This is a genomic window from Klebsiella sp. KE9456, from assembly GCF_043832615.1.
Taxonomy (GTDB): Bacteria; Pseudomonadota; Gammaproteobacteria; order Enterobacterales; family Enterobacteriaceae; genus Klebsiella; species Klebsiella indica.
Genome location: NZ_JBDYQK010000011.1, coordinates 151,490 through 168,755 on the forward strand (window position 1 = coordinate 151,490; position 17,266 = coordinate 168,755).

At 56.6% G+C, this 17,266-nt stretch carries 11 protein-coding genes; 3 read left to right on the forward strand and 8 right to left on the reverse strand.

Annotation, left to right across the window (positions count from 1 at the left end; all coding sequences use genetic code 11):
- The first annotated feature begins 144 nt into the window (after positions 1-144).
- The 3 genes from ABK821_RS13335 to ABK821_RS13345 all read left to right on the forward strand — a co-directional run bounded on the left by ABK821_RS13335 (position 145) and on the right by ABK821_RS13345 (position 3,157).
- Positions 145-1,299, forward strand: a complete 1,155-nt coding sequence (locus ABK821_RS13335; protein ID WP_138359947.1) for a mandelate racemase family protein — start codon at positions 145-147, stop codon at positions 1,297-1,299.
- A gap of 609 nt (positions 1,300-1,908) precedes the next feature.
- Positions 1,909-2,673, forward strand: a complete 765-nt coding sequence (locus tag ABK821_RS13340; protein WP_142502254.1) for a winged helix-turn-helix domain-containing protein — start codon at positions 1,909-1,911, stop codon at positions 2,671-2,673.
- A 157-nt stretch (positions 2,674-2,830) separates the two neighbouring features.
- A complete protein-coding gene (locus ABK821_RS13345) occupies positions 2,831-3,157 on the forward strand; it encodes a hypothetical protein (protein WP_241675612.1) in 327 nt (108 codons plus the stop codon).
- Between the two features lie 139 nt (positions 3,158-3,296).
- Here ABK821_RS13345 and yegS read toward each other — a convergent pair whose 3' ends face one another.
- The 8 genes from yegS to ABK821_RS13385 form a co-directional block, all read right to left on the reverse strand.
- Positions 3,297-4,190 carry a lipid kinase YegS gene (yegS, locus tag ABK821_RS13350; protein ID WP_343179019.1) on the reverse strand — a complete coding sequence of 298 codons (894 nt, stop codon included), beginning with the start codon at positions 4,188-4,190 and terminating at the stop codon, positions 3,297-3,299.
- Positions 4,191-4,424: 234 nt separating this feature from the next.
- On the reverse strand, positions 4,425-5,795 hold the full coding sequence (yegQ, locus tag ABK821_RS13355) for a tRNA 5-hydroxyuridine modification protein YegQ (protein ID WP_138359943.1): 1,371 nt from the start codon (positions 5,793-5,795) through the stop codon (positions 4,425-4,427).
- 274 nt (positions 5,796-6,069) lie between these two features.
- Complete coding sequence (gene baeR, locus ABK821_RS13360) at positions 6,070-6,792, reverse strand: two-component system response regulator BaeR (protein ID WP_142502252.1); 723 nt, start codon at positions 6,790-6,792, stop codon at positions 6,070-6,072.
- Positions 6,789-8,300: a two-component system sensor histidine kinase BaeS gene (gene baeS / locus ABK821_RS13365; RefSeq protein WP_142502251.1), complete on the reverse strand. Its 1,512-nt coding sequence runs from the start codon at positions 8,298-8,300 to the stop codon at positions 6,789-6,791. The genes baeR and baeS overlap by 4 nt, the downstream gene beginning before the upstream one ends.
- Entirely contained in the window at positions 8,297-9,712 is a 1,416-nt protein-coding gene (locus ABK821_RS13370) for an MFS transporter (RefSeq protein ID WP_343179018.1), read from the reverse strand. Before ABK821_RS13370 ends, baeS begins: the two co-directional genes overlap by 4 nt.
- Position 9,713: 1 nt before the next feature.
- Positions 9,714-12,791: a multidrug efflux RND transporter permease subunit MdtC gene (gene mdtC / locus ABK821_RS13375; protein ID WP_142502249.1), complete on the reverse strand. Its 3,078-nt coding sequence runs from the start codon at positions 12,789-12,791 to the stop codon at positions 9,714-9,716.
- Entirely contained in the window at positions 12,792-15,914 is a 3,123-nt protein-coding gene (locus ABK821_RS13380) for an MdtB/MuxB family multidrug efflux RND transporter permease subunit (RefSeq protein WP_343179017.1), read from the reverse strand.
- Positions 15,914-17,173, reverse strand: a complete 1,260-nt coding sequence (locus tag ABK821_RS13385) for an MdtA/MuxA family multidrug efflux RND transporter periplasmic adaptor subunit (protein ID WP_142502246.1) — start codon at positions 17,171-17,173, stop codon at positions 15,914-15,916. Before ABK821_RS13385 ends, ABK821_RS13380 begins: the two co-directional genes overlap by 1 nt.
- Positions 17,174-17,266 lie beyond the last annotated feature (93 nt).

Consider the following 17,266-nt stretch of genomic DNA (forward strand, 5'->3'; position numbering starts at 1 on the left):
ATTTAATCTCCTGCTTAGCGGTAATTGTCCGAGGAACTGTTGCATAATTGTGCTTAGATTATAAATGAAACATGTTTTTAATAATTAAAAACCGCCTTGCTGATTTTTTCTGTGAATCGGATTAGGCTGTGATAAGGACTGAGCATGAAAATTGAATCTGTAAATGTCACCATTTTCCAGTATCCCACTCGTCGGGTTTCCGACAGTGCCGGGCACTCCCATCCGGGGGCTGAAGGGATGGCGAAAATGGCGATGCTGACCATCACCGCCGATGACGGCGCCCAGGGCTATTCGTTCGCGCCGCCGGAAGTGGTACGCCCGTATGTGGTGAATACTTTTTTCCGTAAAGTGCTGGTGGGGCAGGACCCGTTTAATCGCGAGCGCATCTGGCAGGATCTTAACCACTGGCAGCGCGGCAGCGCTCATCAACTGACCGAGCGCGCGCTGTCGTTTGTCGAGCAGGCGCTGTGGGATCTGATTGGCCGCAAGCTTAACCTGCCGGTTTACAAACTGCTCGGCGGCTACCGTGACACGGTTCCGGCCTACGGCAGCACGATGTGCGGGGATGATTTACCGGGTGGTCTGTCGACCCCGGAAGAGTATGCGGCCTTCGCTGAAAAGCTGGTCGCCCGCGGTTATAAGGCCATCAAGCTGCACACCTGGATGCCGCCGATCGCCTTTGCGCCGGATCCGAAAATGGATATCAAAGCCTGCGCGGCGGTGCGTGAAGCGGTGGGACCGGATATCGCGTTGATGATTGACGGCTATCACTGGTACAGCCGCGCTGACGCGTTGTGGATTGGTAAGGCGCTGGAAAAGCTGAATTTCGCGTGGTTTGAAGAGCCGATGGCAGAGGATTCGATGTCTTCCTACGCCTGGCTGGCGGAAAACCTGTCGATTCCTGTCGTCGGGCCGGAGAGCTTCGGCGGTAAGCACCATATGCGCGCCGAATGGGTGAAAGCCGGGGCCTGCGACATTCTGCGCGCGGGGGCCAACGGCGTCGGCGGGATCGCGCCGACCATGAAGGTGGCGGCGCTGGCGGAGTCGTTCGGCATGGACTGTGAAGTCCACGGCAATGGGGCGGCAAGCCTGGCGGTGGTCGGCGCGATCCGCAACTGCCGCTGGTACGAGCGTGGCCTGCTGCATCCGTTCCTTGATTACGATGAGCCCGCCGCGTACCTCAACAGCATTGTCGACCCGATGGATGACCAGGGATTGGTGCATTTGTCACAACGTCCGGGCCTCGGCGAAGACATTAATTTTAGCTATATCGAAGCCAATACCGTTAGCCACGACTGATTAAATATCACCTGCTCGCTAATCCTTGCGCAATTTACAGTCAGCCAGGCGAGCCATGCCCCGGTAAATCACCGTTCTGATACGCTTTACCGGGCTATTTACTCGTGGGGGAGAACTGGCAGAGACCACGCAGACGCTGGTCACTGCCAGCCGGCAATATACGCGAGAAATGGCGCGAGAGGTGGCCACGTACTCGTTCATGTGGCGCATTGTCTGTTGCGAAATGCGCCATTTTTAGATAAAGAATTCCTATAAAGTGTATTTATAGTTATATATATCGTATAATAGTGTAAAAGTGGTGTTTAGGTCTAAAACGAGAGTATATTCTTATTATATTGTTATTTGTGGAATCATAATTCATTTTTATTGGTTTTTCTGGAATGGATATCCAGTTTTTTCCTCGGTTCTGACATGTTTTGTGTTGTAAATGCACTTAAACTTTGCTTGTAATAGCGAAAACCTGCATAAGGCATCTCCAGTTCCTCACCGTAATAGAGTAAAATCGCTTACGAATAATCCTAAAGCGTTTCTGCGTATTAAGAATTATCTCATTTGCACTCTGGCATTATGCCGCCTTCATCCAAACGATTACTATTCTCAGGGAACAGGATGGAAAAAACATATACGATTAATGGAAGAATTGCTTTTATTCCTCAGAGAAGCACTCTAATACTTATTCCAGATAATTCGAAGCGTGTTTTATTGAATATCCCGGCCTGCCGTTGTTTATTGTTGCTAATTCAACAAGATGGCGAAATAGTCGCGCGTGACGCTTTTTTTCAGGAAGTGTGGATAAAGCATGGCTTGCAGGTAACCAACAACTGTTTTTACCAGAATATTTCTTTACTCCGTCGTGCTTTTAAGCAACTGGGCGTCGGGCAAGAGATAATTGTGACGGTACCCAGAGTCGGCGTCAGGCTGGATGCGCAGCTGGCGGTTATTGAATCCCCGTCGGACACACAGGAAACGGTACCGCTTATCCCGGTGGCTACTGCGGAGGTTGCGACGGCAAGTCCCCCGGAAAAAAAGCGGTTGAGGCCGCAATTCCCTCTCATATGGGCGGTTGCGGCGTTGCTAAGTTGCCTGATAATGGGGTTTATTGCCTGGCAAACCGAATTCGATTCTTATCTGCAACGGTATTTACCGGTTAATGTGAAAACGTCACAACAATGTTATTTTTTTGCCAATAATGATGTTGTCGATCATTATCCACATGAGAAATTTAGCGATCTTAACCATTTTGAATGTAAAACCTATCCGTGGATTTATTTAACCCTGTATCCGGGGCAGGCCCGCGTTTCGGTGATAAGCTGCCGTCAGCCATTTAGTCCATGGCGTGATAATCAATGCCTCACCAGTTATTATATTAAGTAGGTACAGAATGCGCTTGCATAGCATTAAATGGTTAATGGCTATCATTTTTATCAGTTTGTTAACCGCTTTAGTAATAAAATCCTGGCAATATTGGCAGCAAAATCATTTCCAGTGCAGCGGGGAAATGCGATTATTTAACACAGATTTCCAGGGGGATGTGTCAGTACGTTACATATTTGATAGTAACCGCGGGTTGGTGATTGTGCGAGGGGAAATTACGCCCCTGGAGGGACGTCCATTTACTATCAATCAGAGCGTCTGGTTTAGCTTTACCCGTGACGGTGAGCACTATTTCATGCGTTCGGAAAATATCTCCGCGGGCACAGGCAAGGCGGAAGAGGAGGTGCAGGGGCAGATAAAACGTATCCTGCCGCCTTTTTTCCTCAAGCCGCAGGTACCGTTTTACCTTAATATCCAACGGATAAATGAACGAACCCGATTGTTTTACACCAGCCGGGCGCCAGTACTGTTTTGCGAGACCTGAAGCCGATTATGTCCCGTCGCCGGTCGGGGTGACGTCGTCGCGTTCATAACCCGTCATCAAGTCAGAGGGCGCAGGGCATATTGTGCCTGTCCGGCTGCACGGCTCGCGCTGGCACTGACGCACTTTTGCGGGAGACGGCCTAACGTAACAGTGCGCAATCTGGCGGCAGCCTGCAGCGCAGTGCGGCCGGTAAGAGTTCCATACGGAAGTTTTTTCCCGTTAGCGGCTCGCCATCAAGGTTAAACGTCATCTCGTGCGGGGCGGTTATCTCAAACCATGAGGAGACGCCGTCAATCAGATTCGGGGAGTTATCCGGGTTGGCAAGGGTGTTGAATAGCGCGGGAATCAGCTCTTCACCGGTAAAAATACGCAGATGCAGCAGACCATCGTTGATTAACGCCTCCGGACATAACGGCTGACCCCCTCCGGCCTGGCGACCGTTGCCGATACCGATGACCAGCGCATCGCCCTGCCAGTGAAAATTTTCGCCGCGGATTTCACAGCGATCCGGCTTCAGGGTATCCATTCGCATCAGACCGTGAATCAAATACGAGACACCGCCAAGCGCGGCCTTTAATTTTTCCGGGGTTTCAGTGGTAATTCGCGTGCCGAAACCGCCGGTGGCCATATTGATAAAACCGGTCTTGCCATTAACTCGCGCAATATCAATCGCCACATCGCGGCCAACGATAGCCAGTTTTAACGCGCTGGCGAGATCCTGCGGGATACCGACGCTGGTGGCGAAGTCATTCGCCGTGCCCAGCGGCAAAATCCCCAGCGCCATTTCGCTGCCGCGCGCGACCAGCGCGGTGGCAACCTCGTTGATCGTACCGTCGCCACCGCCGGCAATTACCGTTTCGACCTTCAGCGTCAGGGCTTCATCGACAAACCGCGCCGCATCGCCTTTTTCCCAGGTGACGCGGACGTGGATATCGACACCTTCATCGCGTAACAGTGCGACCGCTTCGCGTAGCTGCGGTTCATTGGCGCCTTTGCCGTTCAGAATCAGTAAGCTGGCTGGAAACGTAGACATTATCGGGGGAACCTTTATTGCACAGAGATGCATAAAGTGTACCGCATGAACAACGTGAAGACCTGAATGATGATAAAAAATAAGCCCGCGTAAGGGAGATTACGCAGGCTAAGGAGGTGGTTCCTGGTACAGCTAGCATTTATGGGTTATGTTTTTCAGCGAAATGGATAATATCTTTTTTGACGGAAAGGGTATGTGATCCGTTTCTAATATCCTCACATTGAGAAAAATAACCTAAATTAACGAGTTACTGTGCGGGTTTCTGGTTGTCTGACCAGAAAAATTGCGCATCAGTAACGCGTACTGTAGCGTCATATCCTGCGGAACAGGCAGCCATACGGTGTGGCCATCGCCCGGCGCGACCGGCGTCATTTCGCCTTTACCGTTTTCCATATGTTCGAGGGTAAAGTTGACGTTGCCTTGCGGCGTCATCAGTTCAAGACTGTCGCCGAGGGAGAATTTGTTCCTCACCGCAACCGCCGCCAGGTCCCCACGGCGCTCGCCGGTGAATTCGCCGACAAACTGCTGGCGCCCGGAAACGGAGTAGCCGTACTCGTAATTCTGGTAATCGTCATGGGTATGGCGGCGCAGAAAACCTTCGGTGTAGCCGCGATGAGCCAGGCCTTCCAGCGTTTCCAGCAGGCTGGTATCGAAAGGTTTGCCTGCGGCTGCGTCGTCAATGGCTTTGCGGTAGACCTGAGCGGTACGCGCGCAGTAGTAGTAGGATTTGGTACGACCTTCGATTTTCAGCGAATGGACGCCCATTTGAGTCAGGCGCTCAACGTGCGCAACGGCGCGCAGATCTTTTGAGTTCATGATGTAGGTGCCGTGTTCGTCTTCAAACGCGGTCATGTATTCGCCCGGACGTTTGGCTTCTTCAATCATAAATACCTGGTCGGTCGGCGCGCCGATACCCAGCGTCGGCTCGACGTTCTGTACCGGAATCGGCTCGTATTTATGCACGATGTTGCCGACGTCGTCTTCTTTGCCTTCCTGAACGTTATATTCCCAGCGGCAGGCGTTGGTGCAGGTCCCCTGATTCGGGTCGCGCTTATTGATGTAGCCGGAGAGCAGGCAGCGACCGGAATAGGCCATGCACAGCGCGCCGTGAACGAAAATTTCAATTTCCATATCCGGCACCTGGCTGCGAATTTCGGCGATTTCATCCAGCGACAGTTCACGCGACAGAATGACCCGGCTCAACCCCATTTGCTGCCAGAACTTGACCGTCGCCCAGTTAACGGCATTGGCCTGCACCGAAAGATGAATCGGCATCGCCGGGAAATTTTCCCGTACCAGCATGATTAACCCCGGATCGGACATAATCAGCGCATCCGGCCCCATTTCCACCACCGGCTTCAGGTCACGAATAAAGGTTTTCAGCTTGGCGTTATGCGGCGCGATGTTGACTACCACATAGAATTTTTTACCCAACGCGTGGGCTTCATTGATACCGAGCTGAAGATTTTCATGGTTGAATTCGTTATTGCGCACGCGCAGGGAGTAACGCGGCTGGCCCGCGTAGACGGCATCGGCGCCGTAAGCGAAAGCGTAACGCATATTTTTCAGCGTTCCCGCCGGGGAAAGGAGTTCCGGTTTAAACATGATTTTCTCGTTCTGATGACAGGTCAGATCCGCCGCACCAGGTACGGCGAGTTGGGGAGTGTCCCCACATTAAGGGCGGGCATTGTAGCGCTGCGGGAAGGGGGAGTAAATATCAGGGGCTATCTTTAGCGGATAGCGAACCGGGGCGCGACACAATAGGGGAATTAAAGTCTGCCGCCGGGGATGCGGCTGCGGGTTATCCGTTTCTCAGACGGCGGTGACCCCGTATCCCCGGTCAGCGCCACCGGGGAGATAACCAGAAGCGGCAATGTAATTACGCCAGCCGACAGGCATCGGCTTCCCAACGGTATCCGACCCCGTAGACGGCGCGGATAAACGACTGATCGGCATCCAGCGACTCCAGCTTGCGCCGCAGGTTCTTGATATGGCTGTCGATAGTCCGGTCGGTCACGACCCGGTAATCATCGTACAGATGGTTGAGCAGTTGCTCGCGGGAAAAGACCTTCCCCGGCTCCTGAGAGAGGGTCTTCAACAGGCGGAACTCCGCGGGCGTCAGATCCAGCAACTTGCCGCGCCAGGAGGCCTGAAAGCGGCCTTCGTCGACAATCAGCGGGCTTTTCGCATCCAGTTCCTGCAGGTCGCGCCGCGGTTTACAGCGGCGAAGAATGGTTTTTACGCGGGCCACAACTTCACGCGGGCTGTAGGGCTTACAGATATAGTCGTCAGCACCGATCTCTAACCCCAGCAGACGGTCGATCTCTTCAATTTTGGCCGTCACCATGACCACCGGCACTTCCGAGAAGCGGCGGATTTCCCGGCACAGGGTGAGCCCGTCGGTGCCGGGCAGCATCAGATCCAGCAGGATCAGATGCGGTGGCGTCTGGCGGACGTACGGCAGAACCTGATCGCCGTGATTAATGAGCGTCGGCGCATAGCCTGCCGCCTGTAGATAATCGATCAGCAATTGACCCAGCTTAGGCTCATCTTCCACGATAAGAATGCGTGGCGTGTTTTCATCAACAGGTAATTCAGTCATACGTCCCTCGATAAATGACGTTCCAGAGGTAACTCTACTTTAATGCTAACGCCGCCTAAAGGCGAATGGCTGGCGCGTAATGTGCCGCCGTGGGCCGTGACGATGTTAAGGCAAATCGCCAGCCCTAAACCAGAACCGCCGCTGGCGCGATTGCGCGACCCTTCGGTACGGTAAAAACGTTCAACCAGCCGCGCCAGTTGTTCATCGGTGACGCCTGGCGCGCTATCGGCAAAGTCGATAACCAGCGTATGGCGATCTTCGCTGACGTCGATCTGCAGGCGACCGCCGCGATCGGTATAGCGCAGGCTGTTTTCCAGCAGGTTGTTGAACAACTGCATCAGGCGATCCCGATCGCCAAAAACCGTCGCGCTTTCCGGCAGCGAGACGCCGATCGACAACCCGCGACTGATGAAGCGTTCACGAAACGCTCCGGCGGCGACTTCCAGCAGGTTGATGATATCGACGGAGGTTTTCTGATAGGCCAGCGCGCCTTCGTCTGACATCGAAAGCTGATGTAAATCATCGACCAGCTTGGTGAGCGTCGCGACCTCCGCCTGCAGGGAGGTGATGGAGTCCGGTGTGAATTTTCGCACGCCGTCCTGGATAGCTTCCAGTTCGCCGCGCAGTACCGCCAGCGGCGTACGAAGCTCGTGGGAGATATCCGCCATCAGATCCCGGCGCATTCGCTGATTGCGCTCAAGGGTGCTGGCCAACTGGTTAAAGTCCTTTGCCAGCCGCCCCAGTTCATCGCTGCTGGTGGCCGTTACGCGCGTGGAGAAATCCCCTGCGGCGAGGCGGTGCGTACCTTCAACCAGTCTTTTAACCGGGGCGAGCAGACCGCGCGCCAGCGGAAAGGTGGCGAGCGCCGCCAGCAGAGTTGCCAGCGCGACAATCAGCCAACTGGTGCGTTTCTGCTGACGATCGAAGTTGATATCGGTGTTACGCGTCAGGCGTTCAACCGGCGACGCGATCACGGCGCCAACCTGCACGCCGTTGACCATAATGTTGCGTCGGCTACCCTCCTCCGGGACCGGTTCGCGCGGCCCTACCAGTACACGCCCTTTTTGATCGACCACCCAAAACATGGTGCGCCAGATATGCGGAGGAAGTTCCGGGGGCCCACGGCCATCAGGCGGCGGGCCTGGAACGATATCCGGCGGCATATTTTGTGGGCCGGAGTTCGGTACTGGCCCGTCCATCGGGTCTGGCGGCATACCGCGCCCCGGCAGAGGACGATCGTCGTTGTCGCGATCGAAGGTTTTCAGTAGCTGAAAAATAAAGCGATCGTTATTACGCAGGAATTTCCAGTTACCGTGCTGAGCATACTGTTCGCTCAGGGCATCCCCCAGCATGGTCAGACGCTGTTCATTTCCGCGCTTAATATAGTCGATAAAACCGCGTTCAAAGCTGATACGCACCGCCCAGTGCATGCTGATTAACAGCACGATACAGGTTGCGAGGATCGCAATAAACAGCTTGCCGGTAATACCGGGACGCCAGAACCTCAAGATTCACTCCTTTTACGACGACGAATCACGCTATTGACGGTGGTATCGTCCGGTACGTGGGAAAAAATCAGCGCGGGTAGCGCAATACACACCGCCATGCTTAAGTAGGTATAAAGAAAGACCTGATGTGTGGTAGCCACATCAGCGCTGATATGCTGGTGGCCGTAGAGGCCCAGCAGCATCCCGGCGATGGTGACGCCGATACTCATCGACAGTTGCATCACCATCGACAGCATACTGTTACCGCTGCTGGCCAGATCGGCGGGCAGGTCCTTCAGGGTCAGGGTGTTCATTGATGAGAAGCGGCTGGAATTAATCATTCCTTGCAGGAACAGCACCGGCGGCAACAGCCAGTACCAGCCCGCAAGCGCGATGGTCATAAACAGCAGGCTCACCAGCGCCAGACCCAGCGTCGAAGCCACCAGCACCCGACGATAGCCAAAGCGATTGACCACCTGCACCACGATGCGTTTCATACTCATACTGCCAAGCACCATCGGGATCATCATCAGACCGGCATGGAACGGCGTAAAGCCGAGGCCAATCTGCAAAAATACCGGGGTCATAAACGGCAGCATACCGCTGCCGATACGCCCGGCGAAGCTGCCGCCGAGTCCGAGGGCGAAAGTGCGATTACCAAACAGCTTCAGGCTGAATAGCGCGTTGAGATTGCCGCGGGCGTGCCACAGATAGAGCAGAATCGCCGCAATGCCGAGCGTCACCAGAACGGCCAGCCATAGTGGGGAGATACCGAGCCCTTTTTGACCGTCGAGCGCCAGGGTCAGGGTCGCCATTCCCGTCGCCAGCAGAATAAATCCCAAAATATCAAAGCGCTGCGTTTGCAGGGTGTAGTTGGGCATCAGGCACAGCGTGGCGATAGCGCCGACAATCCCCACCGGAATGTTAATCAGGAAGATCCAGTGCCAGGTCGCGTATTCCACCAGAATGCCGCCGAGCGCCGGGCCGAGCAGAGGGCCGACCTGGCCGGGCAAGGTGACGAAGGTCATCGCCGCCATATACTGCTCGCGGGGAACGATTTTCAGCACCGTCAGACGGCCAACGGGAACCATCATCGCGCCGCCGATGCCCTGTAACACGCGGGCGAGTATCAACTGATCGAGCGTACCGGCCTGGGCGCAGAACAGCGAACCGGTGGTAAACAGGATGATGGCGCTGAAAAAGGTATTACGCACGCCAACCCGGTCCGCCAGCCAGCCACTGGCGGGCAGCATCACCGCCACCGTCAGCACATAAGAAACAATCACCATATGCATATGCAGCGGACTCTCTCCCAGACTTTTAGCCATTGAGGGGAGGGCGGTATTAACGATGGTGGTATCCAGAGACTGCATAAAGAAGCCGAATGCCACTATCCATAATTGCCAGCGTACGTTGGGCGGTAAATCGATCATTTTATTCACTTACCGGTTGCGGACGTTTGCGTGCAAAACGCCGCTGTAGACGGTCGAAGAACAGATAGACCACCGGCGTGGTGTACAGGGTCAATAGCTGGCTCATCACCAGACCGCCGACAATCGTAATCCCTAGCGGCTGGCGTAGTTCGGCGCCATCACCGCCGGATAATACCAGCGGCAGCGCGCCAAATAACGCCGCCAGGGTCGTCATCATAATTGGGCGGAAGCGCAGCAGACAAGCCTGGAAGATAGCCTCTTCAGGCGGCAGGTTACCATTGCGCTGCGCTTCCAGCGCGAAATCGACCATCATAATGGCGTTTTTCTTCACGATACCAATTAACAGCATAATGCCAATCAGCGCGATGAGGCTGAATGGCGCATTGAAAAGTTCCAGCGCCAGCAACGCGCCGACGCCGGCGGAAGGGATCGTGGAGAGAATGGTCAACGGATGAACGTAGCTCTCATAGAGGATCCCCAGCACGATATAGACCGTGGCGATGGCGGCGAGGATCAGGATCACCTGTGCGTTCATCGTTTGCTGGAATATCTGCGCGGTACCGGCAAACGCGCCGCGCACGCTGGACGGCACGCCAAGCTGGGTCATCGCCCGGTTGATGGCGTCGCTGGCTTGCGACAGCGACTTACCGATCGGCAGGTTAAAGGCGATGGTCGATGCCGCCGACAGCCCCTGATGATTCACCGACAGCGGGGCGTTGGCCGGTTGCCATTTGGCGAATGAGGAGAGCGGAATTGGTTGACCTTCGCTGTTGATGACGAACATTTTATCCAGCGCGCTGACATCCTGGGTGTAAATCGGGTCGACTTCCATCACCACCTTGTACTGGTTCAACGGCTGGTAGATGGTCGAGATCTGCCGTTGGCCAAAGGCGTTATTTAGCAGGTTATTGGCATCCTGCACGCTGATGCCCAGCCGCGACATGGTATCGCGGTCATAGAGCAGCGCCATCTCCGCGCCGTTATTTTGGCTGTCCGAGTTCACATCGGCCAGCTCCGGCAGCGCCGCCAGCGCTTTACGGATTTTGGGCTCCCACTCCCGCAGCGCCGCAAGGTCATCCGACAGCAGGGTGTACTGGTAGCTGGCGTTGGCCTGACGACCGCCGACGCGAATATCCTGTACCGCCATCAGGAACAGGTTAGCGCCCGGCTCCCTGGCCAGCTTTTTACGCAGTCGGTCGATAATCTGCTGCGCCGTTTCATGGCGCTTATCGCGGGGCTTGAGGGTGATAAACATCATCCCGCTGTTGACCCGCGAGCCGCCGGTAAAACCGGTTACGTTATCGACAGCCGGATCTTCACGAATGATCTTCATAAAGTCCTGCAGCTTGCCGCGCATCGCCTGGAACGAAATGCTTTGATCGGCCTGAATACCGCCCATCAGCACCCCGGTATCCTGCTCCGGGAAGAACGTTTTTGGAATAGAGATATAGAGCCAGACGCTTAGCGCGATGGTAGCCAGCAGCACCAGGCCAGTCAGACGATGATGTTGCAGAACCCACTTCAGCGACTTACCGTATTGGACCTGAATCGCCACCAGCAGACGGCCAAAACCGCGCTTGCGCGTCGGCTCGTCGGGCTTGCCGCTTTTGAGCAGCCAGCCGCACATCATCGGTGTCAGGGTCAGCGACATCGCCAGCGAAATAGCGATCGCCACCGACAGGGTGACGGCGAATTCCCGCAGCAGCCTTCCCGGCAGGCCGCCCATCAGCAGCAGCGGCAGGAATACCGCCACCAGCGACAGGCTCATCGACAGCACGGTAAAACCGACTTCCCGGCTTCCCTGTAGCGCCGCCTGCAGCGGTTTCATACCCGCTTCAAGATGGCGAGCGATGTTTTCCAGCACCACGATAGCGTCATCGACCACGAAACCGGTGGCGATGGTCAGCGCCATCAGCGACAGGTTATTGAGGCTGAAACCGCACAAATACATCGCCGCGAAGGTGCCTATCAGCGATACCGGAACCGCCACCGCCGGGATCAGCGTCGCCCGTCCTGAGCGCAGGAACAGGAATACCACGAGGATCACCAGCGCGACGGCGATCACCAGGGTTTGTTCGACCTCTTCCAGCGACGCGCGGATGGTTGGCGAGCGGTCCTGAGCGATTTGCAGATCGATAGACGCCGGGATCGTGCGCTGTAGTTCCGGCAGACGAGCGCGAATGCTGTCTACCGTATCAATAATATTGGCTTCCGGCAGCTTGCGGATCATCAGCAAAATCGCCGGTTTGGCGTTGGTCATCCCGGCGTTGCGCACATCCTGCACCGAATCGGTGACATTGGCTACGTCGCCCAGTCGCACCGGCGAGCCGTTGTTGTAGTGCACGATGAGCGGCTGATATTCGGCGGCGGTTTTCAGTTCGTCGTTGGTTGCTACCTGCCAGCGGCGGGTACTGTCTTCCAGCGCGCCCTGCGGCCTACGCACGTTGGCGCTGCTGATGGCGGTACGCACCGCGTCCAGGGATACGCCCTGGTTAAACAGCGCCTGCGGGTTAAGGTCTACGCGCACCGCTGGCAGCGAACTGCCGCCGACGTCAACGTCGCCGACGCCGGCAATCTGGGAAAGGGTCTGCGCCAGTTGGGTGGAGGCGAAATCATAGAGCTCGCCCTGGGAGTACGTCTCCGAGGTGAGGGTGAGGATCATGATCGGCGCATCGGACGGGTTGGCCTTGCGGTAAGTCGGGCGCCCCGGCATGCCGCTCGGCAGCAGGCTTTGGGCGGCGTTAATCGCCGCCTGCACGTCGCGTGCGGCGCCGTTGATATCGCGGTCAAAGTTGAACTCCAGAATGATCCGCGTACTGCCAAGAGAACTGGTGGAGGTCATCTCATTGACCCCGGCAATCCGCCCCAGCGAGCGTTCCAGCGGCGTCGCCACCGAAGAGGCCATGGTTTCCGGCGATGCGCCGGGCAGCGACGCGCTGATCATAATCACCGGAAAATCCACCTGCGGCAGCGGCGCCACCGGCAGCAGGCGGAAACCGAGCACCCCGCACAGGGTGATAGCAAGCGAAATCAGAATCGTCGCCACTGGCCGGTAAATGAAGAGCGCGAAAAACTTCACTTACGCCTCCTCTTCATGCCGTGGGAACCGACGCTTCATATACAGCGACAGGCGGTCGAACAGCAGATAGATAACCGGTGTGGTAAACAGGGTCAGCACCTGACTTAGCATCAGGCCACCGACCATACCGATCCCCAGCGGCCGACGTAGTTCCGCGCCAACGCCGGTACTGAACATCAGCGGCAGCGCGCCGAGCAGGGCGGCGAGGGTGGTCATCAGGATCGGGCGAAAACGCAGCAGACAGGCCTGATAGATCGCCTCGCGCGGCGGCATGCCCTGTTCGCGTTCGGCGGCCAGCGCAAAGTCGATCATCATGATGGCGTTTTTCTTGACGATGCCGATCAGCAGGATGATGCCGATAATGGCGATAACGTCCAGTTCGCTCCCGGCCAGCCACAGCGCCAGCAGCGCGCCGACCCCGGCAGTCGGCAGGGTGGACAAAATAGTGATCGGGTGAATAAAGCTTTCATACAGTACGCCGAGCACGATATACATCGCCACCACCGCGGCAATCACCAGCCAGACAGTGCTGTTGAGCGCCGACTGGAAGGCGAGGCTACTGCCCTGGAACTGGGTGCGGATATCGCTCGGGAAGTCCAGCGCCTGTTCCGCGCCAAGAATCGCCTCTACCGCATCGCCCAGCGAATAGTTGTCCGGCACGTTAAACGAAATCGTGGTTACCGGGAACTGATCGAGATGGTTAATCGACAGCGGCGTAAAACGCTGTTCAATGCCGGCGATGGATTTCAGCGGCACAATTCCGCCATCGCTGCTGGTCAGGCGGATATTATCCAGCGCCGCCAGCCCTGGGGTGGTTCGGGTATCATGCTCCAGCACCACGCGATACTGGTTTGCCTGGGTATAGATGGTGGAGATCAGGCGCTGGCCGAAGGCGTTATACAGGGCGTTATCAACATCGGCCATGCTGATGCCAAGACGGCTGGCGCTATCGCGATCAACGTTAATATACGCCGCCAGGCCCTTATCCTGCCAGTCGCTGCTGACGTCGGAGAGCTGCGGCAATGCCTGCAGGCGGCTCATCAACTGCGGGACCCAGTTGCTGAGCGCATCGAGCGAGTTGGCCTGCAGGGTGAACTGGTACTGGGTGCGGCTGACGGTGGTATCAATGGTCAGATCCTGGACCGGCTGGAGATAGAGTTCGACGCCGGGAAGGCCGTCCACCGCGTTTTGCAGACGGGCAATCACCGTTTGCACGCGATCGTCACGTTCATCCAGCGGCTTGAGGTTGATTTGCAGGCGAGCGCTGTTCAGCGCCGGGTTGGTACCGTCCACCCCGACATATGACGTCAGGCTCTCTACCGCCGGATCCTTAAGAAGGATTGCCGAGACCTGCTGTTGACGCTCGGCCATGTTGGCAAATGACGCCGACTGCGGCGCCTGCAGCGTACCCTGAATAATGCCGTTGTCCTGAATCGGGAAGAAGCCTTTTGGAATAAAGACCCACAGCATAATAGACAACATCAGGGTGCCGAGCGTCACGCTCAGGGTCAGCCAGGGATGATTCAGCACCCGACCCAGCCAGCGGCCATAAACGGCGATAACCTGCTCAAAAAAGCGTTCGCTGGCGCGGGAAAAGCGGTTTTGCTTGCGCAGCGAGTCATGGCTCAGCATGCGGGCGCACATCATTGGCGTCAGGGTCAGCGACACCACTGCCGAAATCAGGATCGCCACCGCCAGGGTAATGGCGAACTCGCGGAACAGGCGGCCAACGATATCGCCCATAAACAGCAGCGGGATCAGCACCGCGATCAGGGAGAAGGTGAGGGAGATAATGGTAAAACCGATCTCCCCGGCCCCTTTCAGCGCGGCGGCCAGCGGTTTTTCGCCTTTCTCGATATAGCGCGAAATGTTTTCGATAACCACGATGGCGTCATCGACGACAAACCCGGTGGCGATGGTCAGGGCCATCAGCGTCAGGTTGTTTATTGAGAAATCGAGGAACACCATCACCGCGAAGGTGCCGACCAGCGAGAGCGGCACGGCGATGCCGGGAATAATGGTGGCCGGAACGTTGCGCAGGAACAGATAGATAATCATTACCACCAGGGCGATAGCCAGCATCAGCTCAAACTGCGTGTCGCTGACCGAAGCGCGAATATTGGTGGTGCGGTCGGAAAGCACCTGCACTTTAACGGATTTAGGCAGGCTTTCGGTCAGTTGCGGCAGCATCTGGCGGATGCTGTCGGCGGTGGCGATGATATTGGCCCCCGGCTGGCGCTGAACGTTCATGACGATCGCCCGCTGATTGTTAGCCCATGCTCCGAGCCAGCTGTTTTCTGCGCCCTGTTCAACGGTGGCGACGTCGCTGAGGCGGATGGGCGCCCCGTTCTGATACGCGATAATCAGGCGACGGTAATCTTCCGCCGTCTGCATCTGATCGTTGGCGGAAAGCGTCACCGCGCGGGACGGGCCGTCAAGGCTCCCCTTCGCCGAATTGACGTTGGCGCTGGTAATTGCGGTACGGATTGTTTCACTGGTCAGGCCGAGGGCGGCAATGGCCTGGGCGTTAAGTTTTACGCGTACCGCCGGGCGCTGACCGCCCGCGAGAGTCACCAGACCGACGCCGGATACCTGAGAGATTTTCTGCGCCACGCGGGTTTCCACCATATCCTCGACCTGGGTCATTGGAATAGCGGAGGAGGTGACCGAAAGCGTCATAATCGGCGGGTCGGCGGGGTTAACTTTGCTGTAGACAGGCGGGTCGGGGAGGTCTGACGGCAGCAGGTTAGTGGCGGCGTTGATCGCCGCCTGCACTTCCTGCTCGGCGACATCCAGCGGCAGCGTCAACTGGAACTGAAGCGTGACCACGGAAGCGCCGCCGGAACTCTGGGACGACATTTGCTTAAGACCGGACATCTGGCCAAACTGGCGTTCAAGCGGGGCGGTGATCGACGAGGTGACCACGTCCGGGCTGGCGCCAGGGTAGAGCGTTACCACCTGAATTGTCGGGTAATCCACTTCCGGCAGCGCCGAAACCGGTAAAAAACGGTAGCCGATAATCCCGGCCAGCATAATGGCCACCATTAACAGCGTTGTCGCTACCGGGCGTAGGATAAACAGACGGGAAGGGCCACCCGTACTGCTCGGCGGTAACACTTGCATCAGGAGCGCGCTCCTTTTTTACCGTGTTCGCCGCGGGGGGCTTCCGCCGGTTCGGCGGCGCCGGTGGCCTTGAGGGCGTCCACCACTTCAACCTTCGCGCCTTCCGTCAGACGGTCAATACCGTCCGTCACGACGCGATCTCCGGCAGAAAGACCGGCGTTAATGACCACCTTCAGGCTGTCCTGGATACCTGGCGTCACGTTGTGTTTGCTGACTTGATTTTCGTCGTTCAGCACCCAGACGAAATGCCCTTCATTGCCCATTTGCAGCGCAGCGGCTGGGATCACCACTGCGTTTTGTTCGGTATCAACCAGCATGCGGGCGTTCACGAATTGATTGGGAAACAGGGCGTCATCCTGGTTATTAAAGCGCGCTTTAAGTTTGATGGTGCCGGTGGTGGCGTCAATCTGGTTATCAAGACTTAGCAGATAACCTTCGCTAATTTTCTGTTTGTTGGTGCGATCCCAGGCTTCGACGACCAGTTTTTTGCCCGCTTTTTGCGCCTGAACGACCGTGGCGATTTGGCTTTCCGGTAGGGTAAAGACCAGGTCGATAGGGTGGGTTTGCGTCAGAACCACAATCCCGGTGGTATCTCCGCTGGCGATCTGATTGCCGATATCAACCTGCTTTAGTCCGACCCGGCCATCGATCGGCGCAGTGATGCGGCTCCAGTTCAGCTGCAGCTGCGCGCTGGCAACGTTAGCTTCATCGGCTTTGATGGTGGCCTGGGTTTCATCGACCAGCGATTGCTGAGTATCGAGCTCCTGACGTGAAACCAGATTCGTTTTGGCCAGTTGTTGATAGCGCGCCAGATCGCGGCGGGCGTTTGCCAGGGTAGCCTGGTCTTTTGCCAGTTCGGCCTGTGCCTGGGCGAGGTTAACTTTAAACTGGCTGGGGTCGATTTCCGCCAGCAGATCGCCGGCTTTCACCTGCTGACCTTCGGTAAAGTGGATAGCCAGAAGCTGGCCGTCGACGCGGCTGCGTACGGTGACGGTATTCGCCGCCGTCACCGTACCGAGGCCGGAAAGATAGCGAGGCACCGATTCGCGGGTAGCCGTCGCCGCCTGTACGGGCGCCAGAGTGGCGCCAAAACGACCATGTCGTCCGCCACCTGACCCTGGCGCCTTAGCGCCCTGGCCTGTTGCCGCAGGAGGCTGACCGTTCGCCGTTTCGCGTCCCTGCCAAAACCAGTACGCGCCACCAGCGACGATCGCCACGACCAGTACCGCCGCCCAACGGTGTTTATTGCTATCTTTCATTACGTTGCTATCTCATCCTGAAACAATTCACGGCATGATACTAGTTTAGTCAGCGAACGCAGCTTAAAAATGGAGGAATTATGAAAAGAGTGT